The sequence below is a fragment of the Klebsiella sp. SWET4 genome, assembly GCF_024296565.1.
Classification (GTDB): domain Bacteria; phylum Pseudomonadota; class Gammaproteobacteria; order Enterobacterales; family Enterobacteriaceae; genus Klebsiella; species Klebsiella variicola.
This window is the reverse complement of sequence record NZ_JANCOB010000004.1, coordinates 336,232-352,574: the sequence shown is the minus strand read 5'-3', so window position 1 is coordinate 352,574 and position 16,343 is coordinate 336,232. Positions and strand designations below refer to the sequence as shown.

The following is a 16,343-nucleotide window of genomic DNA, read 5'->3' as shown; positions in this document are numbered from 1 at the left end:
CTGTCCTGCGGCGCTTGCCTTGCTGAAAGAATGTTCCCTGCGGGGGCAAAAAAAGGCCCGCGGGGTCGGCGGGCAACAAGCAAAACGCAACGATTAAAAAACACGTTCCTCCAGAGGGTTATCCCGGTTGAGGCGCTTCGCCAGCCACGGCGGCAGCCGACCGGCCAGCATCGTGCTTACCGCGTCGCACTGAGCCTGAATCGTCGTGCCCGGCGGCGCTTTCATCGGATGGATCTGATGGCGGATCAACCTCGCGGCGGCAGGCCCGCCAATCTCCTGACAAAACAGCAGATGGCAATCCTCCAGCAGCCTGGCGCGCATCTCGCTGGCGTCCGACGCCGCAGAAGAAGACGCATAGCGGCGCAGATCCGCCAGCCAGCTGCCCTGGTCATCGAAGGCATAGATAAAAAACAGCCGGCTCTGGCCAAAATGACCATTGATGGCCAGGCCATCCTGCGAGCAAAAAGCGACCCGCAGCTGCGGCGTTCGCTGAGGGGGGCGGGCGATGCGCAAATGGCCGGGCAGCACCCCCTGCAGGCAGGCGATGACCCGTGCCCAGCGGGCCGGGGACATCACCGCCGTCGCCGAAGGAAAGCTGGCGGCCAGCTGAGGCTGCGTCAGGGTGGTTAACCGTGCCGGGGTCAACGTTTCGCCGCACTCCTGCGCCAGCCAGTCGACGACTTGCACCGGCTGCAGCTCCGGCAGCGTCTGGAACAGCGCCAGCAGACGCCAGAAAAGGGTATCGTTGTCGGACATTTCCAGCTCCTTATAGCAGCGTGCTGCGGGTGGCGCGCAGGCTTATCGGGAAGACGGGTCGCCCCGGCTGCGGATTGACGTAGTAGCGACGTCCCCCCTCGAGGGCAATCGCGCCGCCCCAGCGGTCCGTCTCGTCATGTTCGACCTGGAGCACCCGGGCCTCCAGATCCTGTTTGGCGATATAGGCATACAACGCCTCGCCGCGCTCACGGAAAATCACGATGGGCATACTCCCTCCTGGCCCCGCCTGCGGCGGGGCGCCTGATGGTTAACGAACGAGGTCGAAGCTGTAATCGGTTTTGCCCAACTGGCTGGTGTCGTGGTCCAGTTTTTCCAGCACGGCGTTCACCAGCGTCGTGACGATGTTCATTGCGCCTTCATAGCCCCAGGTGGTCTGGCGGTGCAGATGATGGCGGTCGAACAGCGGAAAGCCCAGACGGATCAGCGGCACTTCGAAGGCTTTGCCTTTCGCCAGGGTATCGCGCTGGATAAACTTGCCGTAGGAGTTACCGATCATAAAGTCCGGCTGACGGGTGAACATCAGCGACCGGAAGTGCCACAGGTCGCAGTTGATGAACACTTCGCTTTCCTGACCGTACGGCGAGGCATCGAGCATTTTCTTCATCGCTTTTTGCCAGCGTTTATTGGCGTTATGGCTGAGGATCACCGTCGGCTCGCAGCCCAGCTCCAGCAGGAAGCGCGTCAGCCCCATTACGAAATCCGGATCGCCGTAGAGGCCGAATTTTTTGCCATGCAGCCAGGTGTGGGAATCCAGCATCATGTCGACCAGCCGGCCGCGCTCCAGGGTCAGAGCGTCGGCGATCGGTTTGCCGGTCAGCTGACTGACGGTCATCAGCAGCGCGTCGGTGGCAGCCAGGCCCAGCGGAACGGCCACCTCGGTGGCGGGCTGGTTCCACATCTCCTGAACCACCTTTTTGCTTTTCACCAGCTGCCACGGCTGCAGCAGCAGGGTGTCAATGGCGTCCGGCGCGGTTTTGATCTCCTGCTGGCTGGTGCCGCCGGCGTACATCCGGTAATGGCCGTCGGCAGGGGTGTCGAGCACCTCTGATGGGTCGGAGAGCAGGCTGCACGGGACATCCATCTGCGCCATCATCCGCTTCAGCACGCGGAAGTTGCCGAGATAGGTCTCAAATCCGGTCACCAGATTGAGCTTTTGCTGTTTGCCCGGCTGCCCGGCGTAGTCAGCGGTAAAGGTCTTCGCGAACCCTTCGAACATATTGTCCCAGCCGGTGACATGGCTGCCGATAAAGCTGGGGGTATGGGCGTAAGGAATGGCGATGCTGTCGTCAACAAATCCCTCTTTTTTGGCGTTGGCGATAAACGCCTGCAGATCGTCGCCGATCACCTCGGCCATGCAGGTGGTGGAGACGGCGATAATCTCGGGTTTATACAGCGCGCTGGCATTCTGCAGGCCCAGATTCATGTTGTTGTTGCCGCCGAACACCGCCGCGTCCTCGGTCATGGAGTCGGAGACGCAGGCGACCGGCTCTTTAAAATGGCGGTTAAAGTAGGTGCGAAAATAGGCGACGCAGCCCTGGGAGCCGTGCACGTAGGGCAGGGTGCCGGCGAACCCCAGCGCGCAGAGTACGGCGCCGAGCGGCTGGCAGGCTTTGGCCGGGTCGACGGTCAGCGCCTCGCGCTGGAAGTTCAGCGCTTCATACTCGGCGGTGGTGGTCCAGGCAAAAACCTCCTGCACACGCTGCGCGTCGTGCGCCTCTTCAAGGGTCTTTTTATTCTGGAACAGGGTCTGGTATTCATCCTGTTCAAACAGCGGATAACAGCTGTGAATTTTATCGATCGTTTGGCTCATGGTGTTCTCCTCCCGCGCCACAAATCGGTGGACTGACGGGACAGTGAAGGGGCAATCACGCAGACTTCAGCCACGGGGCAGTCAGTTCGTTCCACGCCGGATTGTTCAGGGTCATATCCATATCGCGGGCAAAGATGGCGAAGCCGTCATAGCCGTGATAGGGGCCGGAATAGTCCCAGGAGTGCATCTGGCGGAACGGCACCCCCATTTTCTGGAAGATATATTTCTCTTTGATCCCGGAGCCGATGAGGTCAGGTTTCAGCGCTTTGACGAAGGCCTCCAGCTCATAGCTGCTGGCATCGTCAAACAGCAGAGTGCCCTCTTTCAGGTCCGGCAGGGTGCGGTCGTAATCATCGTTATGGGCAAACTCGTAGCCGGCGGCGATGATCTCCATCCCGAGATCCTCATAGGCGCCGATGACGTGGCGCGGCCGCAGCCCCCCCATGTACAGCAGCACTTTGCGCCCCTCCAGCCGCGGGCGATATTTGGCGATGATGGCCGCCATCTGCCCCTCATATTTGGCGATCACCGCTTCCGCATTGGCGCGAATGGTGTCATCAAATTGATCGGCGATCTTGCGCAGCGATTCGGCGATTTTGGTCGGGCCGAAGAAGTTATATTCCATCCACGGGATCTGATGTTTCTCCTCCATATGGCGGGCGATATAGTTCATCGAACGGTAGCAGTGGACGAGGTTAAGCTTAACGAATGGGGTGTTCTCCATCTCCACCAGAGTGCCGTCGCCGGACCACTGCGCCACTACGCGCAGCCCCATCTCTTCCAGCAGAATGCGCGAGGCCCAGGCGTCGCCACCGATGTTGTAATCGCCAATGATGGCAACATCGTACGGGGTGCTGGCAAACGGCTGCCCTTCGCGATTGTTCAGCACCCAGTCGCGCACCACGTCGTTGGCGATATGGTGGCCCAGCGATTGCGATACGCCGCGAAAGCCTTCGCAGCGCACCGGGATCACCGGTTTATCCAGCGCCTTGCTGCTGGCGTTGGCCACGGCGCTGATGTCATCGCCGATCAGGCCCACCGGGCACTCCGACTGGATGGTGATCCCTTTGGTCAGCGGGAACAGCAGCTCCATCTCTTCGATCAGTTTGGTCAGCTTTTTATCGCCGCCGAAAACAATATCGCGCTCCTGAAAATCAGAGGTGAAGTTCAGGGTGCCGAAGCTGTCGACACCGCTGACGCCGGTATAGTAGTTGCGCCGTCCGGCGCGCGAGTACTGGCCGCAGCCGATGGGGCCGTGCGAGATATGGGCCATGTCTTTGATTGGCCCAAACACCACCCCTTTCGAGCCCGCATAGGCGCAGCCACGCACGGTCATCACCCCGGGCTGCGATTTACGGTTCGAGATAATGCACTTGCCGACGCTCTCCATCTGCGGATCGCTGATCATCATGTGCTTTCTGCGCTCTTTGCGCGCGGTTTCGGGAAACACCTCCAGGACTTCCTGGATGAGCGCAAGGTTACGTTCGCCTGTTGCGTTGGTCATGGTGAGGATCCTGTGCTCAGGCCGCGTTTTCTTCAGCGGCGGTTTTACCAATGATGCTGGTGTCTTCTTCTTCCATGATGCCGAACTCCATCAGCAGCGATTCCAGCTCGTCCATGGTGCACGGCGTTGGCACCACTTTTTTGGTGTTATTGACGATCTTCTGCGCCAGTTGACGATATTCATTCGCCTGCTGACAGGTCGGGTCGTACTCGATCACCGTCATCCGGCGGATCTCCGCGCGCTGCACAATGTTGTCGCGGGGAACGAAGTGGATCATCTGCGTGCCAAGCTTCTCCGCCAGGGCGATGATCAGTTCGTCTTCCCGGTCGGTTTTACGCGAGTTACAGATCAGGCCGCCGAGGCGCACCTTGCCAGATTTGGCGTACTTCACGATCCCCTTGGAGATATTGTTGGCGGCATACATCGCCATCATCTCGCCGGAGCAGACGATGTAGATCTCCTGGGCTTTGTTTTCGCGGATCGGCATGGCGAAGCCGCCGCAGACTACGTCGCCGAGGACGTCATAGAAGACGAAATCCAAATCTTCCTCATAGGCGCCTTCTTCCTCGAGGAAGTTGATGGCGGTGATCACCCCGCGTCCGGCACAGCCGACGCCTGGCTCCGGGCCGCCGGATTCGGCGCAACGGACATCGCCATAGCCGATTTGCAGCACGTCTTCGAGCTCCAGATCCTCGACCGAGCCCACTTCCGCCGCCATCTCCATGATGGTGTTCTGGGCTTTAGCGTGAAGGATCAGACGGGTGGAGTCCGCTTTCGGATCGCAGCCGACGATCATCACTTTCTTACCCATCTCGGCGAGGGCCGCGACGAGATTCTGGGTGGTGGTGGATTTACCGATACCGCCTTTACCGTAGATAGCGCATTGACGCATGGTCATGGTGACTTCTCCTGTTGTTGAGTGTTTGCCAGCAGAGAAGTGCAGGGAACGTACCAGCTGCGAATTTTTTCTCAGTTATTTGATAAATAAGTATTTTTTGTAAAGCAGTCGCGCAGGGAGGCTGAGCAAACGGCACAATAACGCTACCAAATGTGCGAAACAGAACAATTTCCCGCCACGGGCCCGGCGCGGCGCTTTGTCACCTGTTCAACAGCTTGTCGCGCACAGTGTCTTATTCCCCGCAATCCCGCCGGACGGGCCTGCGCGTTTCTTCCCTTAACCTGTTGAATTGATGAGTGACAGGCGGCAATTTGCGAGCTGGCACAGGCTGTGCTTGGAGAGGTGACAGGGTTTGCCGCGGGCTGCCGCGGTAAAGAGAACGCTCACCTTTGAGGATTGAACGATGTCCGGAAACATGAAAACAATGGATGGCAACACGGCGGCGGCCTGGATCTCCTACGCCTTTACCGACGTGGCGGCCATCTACCCCATCACCCCCTCCACGCCGATGGCGGAAAATGTCGATGAATGGGCCGCTAAGGGGAAAAAGAATCTGTTTGGCCAGCCGGTGCGCCTGATGGAGATGCAATCCGAAGCCGGTGCCGCCGGGGCGGTGCACGGCGCGCTGCAGGCGGGAGCGCTCACCACCACCTACACCGCGTCGCAGGGGCTGCTGCTGATGATCCCCAATTTGTACAAAATTGCCGGTGAACTGCTGCCGGGTGTTTTTCACGTCAGCGCGCGGGCGCTGGCGACCAATTCGCTGAATATTTTTGGCGATCACCAGGACGTGATGGCGGTACGGCAGACCGGCTGCGCCATGCTGGTAGAGAATAACGTTCAGCAGGTGATGGACCTGTCGGCGGTGGCGCACCTGGCGGCGATCGCCGGGCGGATCCCGTTTATCAACTTCTTCGACGGCTTTCGCACCTCGCACGAAATACAGAAGATTGAGGTGCTGGCGTATGAGCAACTGGCGACGCTGCTGGACCGGCCGGCGCTGGAGCGCTTTCGTCGGCAGGCGCTGCACCCGGATCATCCGGTGATCCGCGGCACCGCGCAAAATCCAGATATCTACTTCCAGGAGCGGGAGGCCGGTAACCGCTTCTACCTCGCACTGCCCGATCTGGTGGAAAGCTATATGGCGAAGATCACCGCGCTGACTGGGCGGGAATATCACCTGTTTAATTACCACGGCGCGCCGGATGCCGAGCGGGTGATTATCGCCATGGGCTCAGTGTGCGACACCGTCCAGGAGGTGGTGGAGACGCTGAATGCGGCGGGGGAGAAGGTGGGGCTGCTCAGCGTCCATCTCTATCGGCCGTTCTCGCTGGCGCACTTTTTCGCGCAACTGCCCGCCAGCGTGCAGCGTATTGCCGTCCTTGACCGCACCAAAGAGCCGGGGGCGCAGGCGGAACCGCTGTGCCTCGACGTCAAGAACGCCTTCTATCAACGCGACGATGCGCCGCTGATCGTCGGCGGACGCTACGCGCTCGGCGGTAAGGACGTGCTGCCCAACGATATCGCCGCGGTGTTTGACAACCTCAGGCAGCCGCAGCCGAAGGACGGCTTTACCCTGGGTATTGTCGATGATGTCACTTTTACCTCGCTGCCCGCCCGGCAGGAACCGCTGGCGGTCTCCCATGCCGGGATCACCGCCTGTAAATTCTGGGGGATGGGCTCGGACGGCACCGTCGGGGCGAACAAAAGCGCCATCAAGATCATCGGCGATAACACGCCACTCTACGCCCAGGCCTACTTTTCCTACGACTCGAAAAAGTCCGGGGGGATCACCGTTTCGCACCTGCGCTTTGGCGACCGGCCGATCACCTCGCCCTACCTGATCCACCGGGCCGATTTTATCGCCTGCTCTCAGCAATCCTATGTCGACCGCTACGACCTGCTGGAGGGGCTGAAGCCGGGAGGCACCTTTCTGCTCAACTGCAGCTGGTCCGAGGCAGAGCTGGAGCAGCACCTGCCGGTCAGCGTCCGGCGCTATCTGGCGCAGGAAAAGATCGACTTTTATACCCTTAATGCGGTGGACATTGCCCGCGAGCTGGGCCTCGGCGGGCGCTTTAACATGCTGATGCAGGCGGCGTTCTTTAAGCTGACGGCGATTATCGATCCGCAAACGGCGGCAGACTATCTCAAGCAGGCGGTGGAGAAAAGCTATGGCAGCAAAGGGGCGAGCGTCATAGAGATGAACCAGCGGGCTATCGAGCTGGGGATGGCGGCGCTGCACCGGGTGACGGTACCCGCCCACTGGGCGACCCTCGAGGCGCCGGCACCGCAGGCGAGCACCCTGATGCCGGACTTCATCCGCGATATCCTGCAGCCCATGAACCGCCAGCGTGGCGACCTGTTGCCGGTGAGCGCCTTCGCCGGGATGGAAGACGGCACCTTTCCCTCCGGCACCGCCGCCTGGGAGAAGCGCGGCATCGCGCTGGAGGTGCCGGTCTGGCAGCCTGACGGCTGTACCCAGTGTAACCAGTGCGCCTTTGTCTGCCCGCATGCGGCGATCCGCCCGGCGTTACTGAGCCCTGAAGAGCAGGACACGGCTCCCGCCGGGCTGCTGAGTAAACCCGCCCAGGGGGCCAAAGACTATCACTATCATCTGGCCATCTCGCCGCTGGACTGCTCCGGCTGCGGCAACTGCGTGGAGAGCTGCCCGTCGCGCGGCAAGGCGCTGCAGATGGTCTCCCTCGACAGCCAGCGTGCGATGGCTCCGGTCTGGGATTACGCCCTGGGACTGGCGCCAAAAGATAACCCGTTTCGCAAAACGACGGTCAAAGGCAGCCAGTTCGAAACGCCGCTGCTGGAGTTTTCCGGCGCCTGCGCGGGTTGCGGAGAAACGCCCTATGCCCGGCTTATCACCCAGCTGTTTGGCGACCGGATGCTGATCGCCAACGCCACCGGCTGCTCTTCGATCTGGGGCGCCAGCGCGCCTTCGATGCCCTATACCACCAACCATCGCGGCCACGGACCGGCGTGGGCAAACTCGCTGTTTGAGGATAACGCCGAGTTCGGTCTCGGCATGATGCTTGGCGGCCAGGCGATCCGCCAACAGATCGCCGAGGAGCTGACCGCCGCGCTGGCGCTGCCGGTCAGCGACGCGCTTCACGCCGCGATGCGGCAGTGGCTGGCGCAGCAGGATGAGGGGGAGGGGACCCGTGAGCGCGCGGACCGCCTCAGTGCGTTGCTGGCGGAGGAAAAAGAGGGCGTCCCGCTGCTGGAGCAGCTCTGGCAGAACCGCGACTATTTCGTCCGGCGTTCGCAGTGGATCTTCGGCGGCGACGGCTGGGCCTACGATATCGGCTTCGGCGGCCTCGATCATGTGCTGGCCAGTGGGGAAGACGTCAATATTCTGGTGTTTGATACCGAGGTCTACTCCAACACCGGCGGCCAGTCGTCCAAATCGACCCCGGTGGCGGCGATCGCCAAATTTGCCGCTCAGGGAAAACGCACGCGCAAAAAAGATCTCGGCATGATGGCGATGAGCTACGGCAATGTTTACGTCGCCCAGATCGCCATGGGCGCCGATAAAGATCAGACCCTGCGGGCCATCGCTGAGGCCGAGGCCTGGCCGGGACCGTCGCTGGTGATCGCCTATGCCGCCTGTATCAACCACGGCCTGAAAGCCGGGATGCGCTGCAGTCAGCGCGAGGCGAAGCGGGCGGTGGAGGCGGGATACTGGCACCTGTGGCGCTATCATCCGCAGCGGGAAGCCGAAGGCAAAACGCCGTTTATACTGGACTCCGAAGAGCCGGAAGAGAGTTTCCGCGACTTTTTGCTCGGCGAGGTGCGCTATGCCGCGCTGCATAAAACCACGCCGGATCTGGCGGACGCGCTGTTCCGGCAAACGGAGGACGATGCCCGGGCCCGTTTCAGGCAGTATCAGCGGCTGGCGGGAGAGGAGTAGGCTGTGGGTTAGCGATTCACGGCTGCTGCATGACGTTCAGCAGCGTATCCAGCAGGCCGGGAAAACGGGCGTCCAGATCTTCCCGGCGCAGCGAAATCATGTTCTCCCGTCCCTGAGGCCGTTGCCAGATCACACCGCTGTCGCGCAGGACGCGCCAGTGGTGGGTCATGGTGGACTTGGCCACCTCTTCCTGGCGCAGAGCGTTGCAGCTCATCTCGCTGCCGTCGGCCAGCGTGCGGATGATCTCCAGTCGCAGTGGGTTACCGAGCGCGGAAAGGACATTTTCCAGGCGAATTTGTTCTCGTTCGGGGTGATTGGCGATCATAATAATCCTGTGTCGGCGGTGGCGCGGCGCATGGCAGCCGCAGCCCATATCGGCGGCTGGCGGCTACTATACCCAAACTCCGGTTCTGATGCCACGCGCGCCGCCGCAACCTGACCAATCATAATAATAGCAAAAATAGTTCGAATATACTCGTACAGTTGTACTATGATAGGCGGCAGTTAAATGAACTGCGGATCATTCCGACCGCAGACTGACAGTCAAAACGACTAAGGACGCATCATGCCCCGACCCATCCCCCTCGAACGTTATCGCAACATCGGTATCTCCGCGCATATCGATGCCGGTAAAACCACCACCACCGAGCGCATCCTGTTTTACACCGGGATGAGCCATAAGCTGGGTGAAGTACACGATGGCGCGGCAACCACCGACTGGATGGCCCAGGAGCAGGAGCGCGGGATCACCATTACCTCGGCGGCGGTGAGCTGCTTCTGGCCGGGTATGGACCGCAGCTTCGAGCCGCACCGGATCAATATCATCGACACCCCGGGGCACGTGGATTTCACCATTGAGGTGGAACGTTCCATGCGCGTGCTCGACGGCGCGGTGATGGTGTATGACTCCGTCGGTGGGGTGCAGCCCCAGTCGGAAACCGTCTGGCGCCAGGCAAATAAATACCACGTTCCGCGGCTGGCCTTCGTCAACAAGATGGACCGCCCCGGCGCGGACTTCTTCCGCGTGGTGCAGATGATGATCGACCGCCTGAAGGCCAACCCGGTGCCGATTGTGATCCCCATTGGCGCCGAAGAGCATTTCACCGGCGTTGTCGATCTGGTGAAAATGCGCGCCATCCTGTGGGATGACGCCACCCAGGGCATGACCTTCAGCTATGGGCCTGTCCCTGACGATCTGCTGGCGACGGCACAGCAGTGGCGGGAGAAAATGGTCTCGGCGGCGGCGGAAGCCAGCGACGCGCTGATGGATAAATACCTGGAAACCGGCGAGCTGGACGAGGCGGAGATCGTTGCCGGTCTGCGCCAGCGCACGGTGAAGGGGGAAATCCAGGCGGTGCTCTGCGGGAGCGCCTTTAAAAACAAAGGCGTGCAGCGCATGCTCGATGCGGTGGTGGAGCTGATGCCGTCGCCGCTGGATATTCCGGCGATACAGGGCGTTGATGAGAAAGGCCAGCCGGCGGAACGCCATCCGAGCGACGATGAGCCGCTGTCGGCGCTGGCGTTCAAACTGATGACCGACCCCTACGTCGGCCAGCTGACCTTTATCCGCGTCTACTCCGGGACGCTGAAAAAAGGCGATGCGGTGTGGAACCCGGTGAAGGGCAAGAAAGAGCGCATCGGGCGTATCGTGCTGATGCAGGCCAACGACCGCCACGAAGTTGACGAACTGCACGCCGGGGATATCGCGGCCTGCGTCGGTCTGAAGGATGTGACCACCGGTGATACGCTGTGCGATCCGGATGCGATCATTACCCTCGAACGGATGGAGTTTCCGGAGCCGGTGATTTCGCTGGCCATCGAGCCGAAGACCAAAGCGGATCAGGAGAAAATGGGCATCGCGCTGCAGCGGCTGGCGGCGGAAGATCCGTCGTTCCGTCTACATACCGATGAAGAGTCCGGCCAGACGATTATCTCCGGTATGGGCGAGCTGCATCTGGAGATCATTGTCGACCGGATGAAGCGCGAGTTTGGCGTCGAGGCCAACATTGGTCGTCCGCAGGTCACCTACCGCGAAACCCTGCGCAAGAAAGTGACGGACGTGGAAGGCAAATTTGTGCGCCAGTCCGGCGGCAAAGGGCAGTACGGGCACGTCGTGCTGACCCTGGAGCCGCTGGAGCCGGGCAGCGGTTTCGTCTTCGAGGACGCCACCAAAGGCGGCGTGGTGCCACGCGAGTACATCCCTTCCGTGGAGAAAGGACTGCGCGAAGCGATGGGCACCGGCGTGCTGGCGGGCTATCCGGTGGTTGACGTGAAAGCGACCCTGACCTTCGGGTCGTACCACGACGTGGACTCCTCGGAGATGGCGTTCCGCATGGCGGCGATCTTTGGCTTCCGGGAAGGCGCGCGCAAAGCGGATCCGGTGATCCTTGAGCCGGTGATGCACGTCGAGGTGGAGACGCCGGAAGAGTACGCCGGGAATATTATGGGCGATCTCTCTTCCCGTCGCGGGATGGTGCAGGGGATGGAAGAGCGCTTCGGCAGCCAGATCATCCGCGCCGACGTGCCGCTGGCGGAGATGTTTGGTTATTCCACCACGCTGCGCTCGATGTCTCAGGGACGGGCAACCTACAGCATGGAGTTCCACCATTACGCGGAAGCGCCGCGTAATGTGGCGGATGAAATCATCGCCAGCCGCGCGAAAAGCTAAGCAACGTTCCCGGGTGCGACGCGAGGCGTCTTACCCGGGCTACGAGTCCAGCCATCGTTTGTAGCCCGGGTAAGGCGTTAGCCGCAACCCGGGAATTTCAGCCAATCAGACAATATCCTGTGCGTATTGCCACAGCGCCTTCAACTGCGCCAGCTTCTCTTTATCATCCGCATACTGTTGATACAGCATCTGCAGCTCATCGGCATAGGCCTGCAAAAACTCTGGCGTAAACACCTGACGACGGTGCTCTAACCAGCGCTGCTGCTCATGTTCATCGAGCGTGCCGGGGAAGTTGCGCGCCCGATAGTTAAACAGCAGGCGTTCGATACGCTTATCGGCGAAGGTAATATCCAGCGCCGGCAGATTGCGCGGTTCGGTTTCCAGCACGATTTTCATCGCCGCGCGGTCGGCATCGCTAAAGAACCCATTGTAAAGCTGGGCGTCGACGTTTTCGGACGGCACGAACGGCTCGGCTTCGGCATAGACCGCCACCACTTTCTCGCGCACCTGCGGATTCGCCCGCAGCAGCTGGGCATTCTCCAGACAGCGCTGAATGGAGATCCCCAGCCGGTCGGCATCCAGCGGGCGCAGGGTATTGGCCTGAGCCAGCACCGGACATTTATTGAGATGCACCAGCTTGATCGGCGCCGCCGGCAGATCGCCAAGCTCGGCGCGCGGGGTGTAAAGCCGCTCGCGCAAGGCATCGGCATCGAGCTCCAGCAGCGGCGCCATATCGCCCGCCAGATCGACCATAATCACCGCATTGCGGTTTTCCGGATGCCAGGCCAGGGGCGCCACCAGGCTGGTGTTGCCGCGCGCGGCGCCAAACATGCCGGAGACGTGCACCAGCGGTTTCATCTGCGGCACGTCGATGAGCGTCGCCAGCTTGCGCTTATTGCGGTGGCTGTGGAGATAATCAAATAGCCGCGGCTGCCGGGTTTTCACCAGCTTCGCCATGGCGATGGTGGCGTACACATCGGCCATCGCGTCATGGGCGTTCTGGTGTTCAATACCGTTGGCGACGGTCAGATGTTCAAGCCGGAAGCTGGGTAAACCCTCGTCATTCTCCGGCCAGGTGATCCCTTCCGGACGCAGGGCATAGCAGGCGCGCATCACGTCGAGCAGATCCCAGCGCGAGTTATCGTGCTGCCAGCTCCAGGCATAAGGGTCATAGAAGTTGCGATAGAAGATATTCCGCGTCACTTCGTCATCAAAGCGCACGTTGTTATAGCCGACGATGCAGGTTTGCGGCACCGTGAACAGATCGTGGATGCGGCGGGCAAACGCGGCCTCATTATCCCCTTTGGCCAGCGCTTCCTGCGGGGTGATCCCGGTGATCATCACCGCCTGCGGCTGCGGCAGATAATCGTCAGCGGGCTTGCAGTAAAACACCTCGGGCTCGCCGATCACGTTCAGCTCCGCGTCGGTGCGGATGGCGGCGAACTGCGCCGGCCGGTCGAGGGAAGGGCTGGTGCCGAAGGTTTCATAATCGTGGAATAAAAATCCGGGCTGGTTGACGCTATCTTGCATAGTCTGTTCATTATCCGTGGTGGCGTGCGACCGGTATGGTAAACGATTTGCCCGGTCATCAGAAGGGTAACGGCAAGCAACTTCCTCTGCTGTGTCATATTTTCTTGCAATTAAACCCTGATATGAAACGCGAAGTTCCGTAAAAAGGACGGCGGATCTGTAAATCTAGAGGATATGCCGTTGAAAGGCCGTTTGTTTATTGCTGTATCTTTGCTCGCTTCGAGCGTTTCCTGCGCATTTGCCGTCGACTTCCCTGCTACGGTCGCGCCACCGGCTATTCAGGCTGGCTCCTGGGTGCTGATGGATTACACCACCGGTCAGGTCCTGACCGCGGGTAACGAACATCAGCAGCGCAATCCTGCCAGTCTGACCAAACTGATGACCGGCTACGTGGTCGATCGCGCCATCGACAGCCATCGTATCACCTTTGACGACATCGTCACCGTGGGTAAAGACGCCTGGGCGAAGGGCAACCCGGTGTTCGACGGGTCATCCCTGATGTTCTTAAAACCAGGGGATCGGGTCAGCGTCCGCGACCTCAGCCGTGGGCTGATTGTCGACTCCGGTAACGACGCCTGCGTCGCGCTGGCCGACTATGTCGCCGGCGGCCAGCCGCAGTTTGTCGCCCTGATGAATCAGTATGTCGAAAAACTGCACCTGCGGGACACCCATTTCGAAACCGTCCACGGCCTCGACGCCCCGGGCCAGCACAGTTCGGCCTATGACCTCGCGGTGCTGTCGCGGGCGATTATTCATGGCGAACCTGACGTCTACCACATGTACAGCCAGAAAAGCCTGACGTGGAACGGGATCACCCAGCAAAACCGTAACGGTCTGCTGTGGGATAAAACCATGAACGTCGATGGCCTGAAAACGGGCCACACCTCGGGCGCCGGGTTCAACCTGATCGCCTCGGCGGTGGATGGCCAGCGCCGGCTGATCGCCGTGGTGATGGGGGCGGACAGTCCGAAAGGCCGCGAGCAGCAGGCCGCGAAACTACTGCACTGGGGGCAGCAGAACTTCGACACCGTGCAGGTGCTGCAGAAGGGCCAGAAGGTCGGCACCGAACGCATCTGGTACGGCGATAAAGAGCAGATTAAGCTCGGCACCGATCAGGATTTCTGGTTAGCGTTGCCGAAGGCGGAAGTGTCGCGGATTAAAGCGAAATATGTGCTGGATAAGAAGGATCTGGAGGCGCCGATCGCCGCCAACCAGCGGGTCGGCGAGATTTCGCTGTATGACGGCGACAAGGTGGTGGGGCACTATCCGCTGGTCACCCTCGAAAGCATCAATAAAGGCGGGGTGTTCTCGCGAATGAGCGATTACCTGCACCACGAGCTGTAACCATGATAACCGCCTCTTTGCAGGCGGTTTTTTTTCGTCTGTCGCTCCTGCTGGCGGGGCGCCTGTTTTTTCAGCAGTGTGATGGCGACTCTGTGAATTCGCGCACATACTGAGGGGGGATCTCCTGTTAAATTAACTGTATATTCATACAGTCATTTATCCCCAAAGGAGGCAAGATGAACTACAGTATCACCACCCTCGGCAAGAAAACCATTGCCGGTTTCCATCTGGTCGGGCCCTGGGATCAAACGGTCAAGCAGGGGTTTGAGCAACTGATGATGTGGGTTGAGAACCATCAGGTGCCCGCCCGTGAATGGCTTGCCGTCTACTACGATAACCCGGAGGAAGTGCCGGCGGAAAAACTGCGCTGCGCCACCGTGGTCGCCGTTGACGAGGATTACGTCATTCCCGCCAACAGCGAAGGGGTGATACTGGCGGCGATTGCCGGCGGGGATTACGCCTGCGCCCGCGCGCGGGTGGTGGATTACGATTTTGCCACCCCGTGGATGCAGTTTTTCGACAGCCTGCTGCAGAGCACAACGTATCGCGTGGCCCCCAGGCCCTGTTTTGAGATCTATCTCAACGACGGCAACCACGACGGCTACTGGGATATCGACATGTATGTCCCCGTTGAGCGCGTAGCGTCGTAGCGGTTTACCCCTGTTCCGGACAAGGATTTTTACATTCCCGGCACGCTCCGGGCGAAAAAGCAGTTACAATTGGCCTTTTCGTTTTGCCGGAGAGGGTTGTGCGCGCTGATAAATCACTCAAGCCATTTGAGATCCGCTTGTATCGCCATTATCGGGTGGTGCATGGCGTGCGGATTGCGCTGGCCTTTGTGCTCACTTTTTTGCTGGTGCGGCTGCTGAACGTGCCTGAGGGGACCTGGCCTCTCATCACCCTGGTGGTGGTGATGGGTCCGATCTCCTTCTGGGGCAACGTCGTGCCGCGGGCGTTTCAGCGCATCGGCGGCACGATCCTCGGCTCGGCGCTGGGGCTGGTGGCGCTGAAGCTTGAGCTCATCTCCCTGCCGCTGATGGTCCTCTGGTGCGCGGCGGCGATGTTCCTCTGCGGCTGGCTGGCGCTGGGCAAGAAACCCTATCAGGCACTGCTGATCGGCATTACCCTGTCGGTGGTGGTCGGGGCGCCGCCCGGCGATATGCATACCGCGCTGTGGCGAAGCGGCGACGTGATCTTCGGCTCGCTGCTGGCGATGCTGTTTACCGGTATCTGGCCGCAGCGGGCGTTCATCCACTGGCGCATCCAGATGGCCAGCTATGTCACCAACTTTAACCGCCTCTACCAGGCCGGCTTCTCGCCAAATCTGGTGGATCGGCCGCGGCTGGAAAAGCATCTCCAACAGGCGCTGAACGACGTCGTCAAAATGCGCGGGCTGATCACCCCCGCCAGCAAAGAGACGCACATCCAGAAGGCGATCTTCGAGGCTATCCAGACCGTCAGCCGCAACCTCGTCTGCATGCTGGAGCTGCAGATCAACGCCTGGTGGGCCACCCGTCCGGGTCATTTTGTGATGCTCAATGCGCACACCCTGCGGGAGACGCAGCAGATGACCCAGCAGACGCTGTTGGCCATCGCCCACGCCTTGTATGAAGGGAACCCTCAGCCTGTGCGCGCCAACAATGAAAAGCTGAATGAGATCGTTCTCGAACTGCGCCAGCTGATGAAAGAGCAGGGTGACGACAGCCTGGCGGAAACCCCAATTCATGGCTATGTTTGGCTCTCGATTGAACTGGCGCGCCAGCTGGAGCTGCTGTCGCATCTGATCTGCCGCGCGTTGCGCAAATAAGCACCAGATGCACCGGGTAACTGCATGGGTTGTTTCGATTCAGCAGCGTTTAGGGTTATGATAAACGCAAAGGAAAAAACATTGTC

At 60.4% G+C, this 16,343-nt stretch carries 12 protein-coding genes; 5 read left to right on the top strand and 7 right to left on the bottom strand.

Features of this window, described 5'->3' with window-relative positions; genetic code table 11:
- Positions 1-93: 93 nt before the first annotated feature.
- From NKJ21_RS13055 to nifH, 5 genes are read right to left on the bottom strand one after another with little or no spacing between them, the layout of a single operon-like run.
- Complete coding sequence (locus NKJ21_RS13055; protein ID WP_039104102.1) at positions 94-756, bottom strand: NifB/NifX family molybdenum-iron cluster-binding protein; 663 nt, start codon at positions 754-756, stop codon at positions 94-96.
- Positions 757-766: 10 nt separating this feature from the next.
- Positions 767-985, bottom strand: a complete 219-nt coding sequence (gene nifT / locus NKJ21_RS13050) for a putative nitrogen fixation protein NifT (RefSeq protein WP_004203557.1) — start codon at positions 983-985, stop codon at positions 767-769.
- Positions 986-1,024: 39 nt separating this feature from the next.
- Positions 1,025-2,587 carry a nitrogenase molybdenum-iron protein subunit beta gene (nifK, locus tag NKJ21_RS13045; RefSeq protein ID WP_008804133.1) on the bottom strand — a complete coding sequence of 521 codons (1,563 nt, stop codon included), beginning with the start codon at positions 2,585-2,587 and terminating at the stop codon, positions 1,025-1,027.
- Between the two features lie 55 nt (positions 2,588-2,642).
- Positions 2,643-4,091, bottom strand: coding sequence for a nitrogenase molybdenum-iron protein alpha chain (gene nifD, locus NKJ21_RS13040; RefSeq protein WP_012541112.1), 1,449 nt, complete (start codon positions 4,089-4,091; stop codon positions 2,643-2,645).
- Between the two features lie 16 nt (positions 4,092-4,107).
- Positions 4,108-4,989, bottom strand: coding sequence for a nitrogenase iron protein (gene nifH / locus NKJ21_RS13035; protein WP_004203553.1), 882 nt, complete (start codon positions 4,987-4,989; stop codon positions 4,108-4,110).
- Between the two features lie 403 nt (positions 4,990-5,392).
- Between nifH and nifJ the strand changes: the two genes are divergently transcribed.
- Positions 5,393-8,908: a pyruvate:ferredoxin (flavodoxin) oxidoreductase gene (nifJ, locus tag NKJ21_RS13030; protein ID WP_254732935.1), complete on the top strand. Its 3,516-nt coding sequence runs from the start codon at positions 5,393-5,395 to the stop codon at positions 8,906-8,908.
- A 16-nt stretch (positions 8,909-8,924) separates the two neighbouring features.
- Here the strand turns inward: nifJ and NKJ21_RS13025 are convergent, their stop codons facing one another.
- Positions 8,925-9,233 carry a helix-turn-helix transcriptional regulator gene (locus NKJ21_RS13025; RefSeq protein WP_254732933.1) on the bottom strand — a complete coding sequence of 103 codons (309 nt, stop codon included), beginning with the start codon at positions 9,231-9,233 and terminating at the stop codon, positions 8,925-8,927.
- Between the two features lie 240 nt (positions 9,234-9,473).
- On the opposite strand from NKJ21_RS13025, the gene fusA reads away from it, so the two are divergent.
- Positions 9,474-11,576 (top strand): elongation factor G, encoded by a 2,103-nt coding sequence (fusA, locus tag NKJ21_RS13020; protein WP_023297933.1) that lies wholly within the window; start codon positions 9,474-9,476, stop codon positions 11,574-11,576.
- Positions 11,577-11,681: 105 nt separating this feature from the next.
- Here fusA and sbcB read toward each other — a convergent pair whose 3' ends face one another.
- Positions 11,682-13,106 (bottom strand): exodeoxyribonuclease I, encoded by a 1,425-nt coding sequence (gene sbcB, locus NKJ21_RS13015; protein ID WP_131033168.1) that lies wholly within the window; start codon positions 13,104-13,106, stop codon positions 11,682-11,684.
- Between the two features lie 180 nt (positions 13,107-13,286).
- Here sbcB and dacD point away from each other — a divergent pair, with 180 nt between their 5' ends.
- The 3 genes from dacD to NKJ21_RS13000 all read left to right on the top strand — a co-directional run bounded on the left by dacD (position 13,287) and on the right by NKJ21_RS13000 (position 16,257).
- Positions 13,287-14,450, top strand: a complete 1,164-nt coding sequence (dacD, locus tag NKJ21_RS13010; protein WP_016161444.1) for a serine-type D-Ala-D-Ala carboxypeptidase DacD — start codon at positions 13,287-13,289, stop codon at positions 14,448-14,450.
- Between the two features lie 176 nt (positions 14,451-14,626).
- On the top strand, positions 14,627-15,100 hold the full coding sequence (sbmC, locus tag NKJ21_RS13005; RefSeq protein ID WP_016161443.1) for a DNA gyrase inhibitor SbmC: 474 nt from the start codon (positions 14,627-14,629) through the stop codon (positions 15,098-15,100).
- Positions 15,101-15,198: 98 nt separating this feature from the next.
- Positions 15,199-16,257 (top strand): FUSC family protein, encoded by a 1,059-nt coding sequence (locus tag NKJ21_RS13000; protein WP_004203544.1) that lies wholly within the window; start codon positions 15,199-15,201, stop codon positions 16,255-16,257.
- The last annotated feature ends 86 nt before the right edge of the window (positions 16,258-16,343 follow it).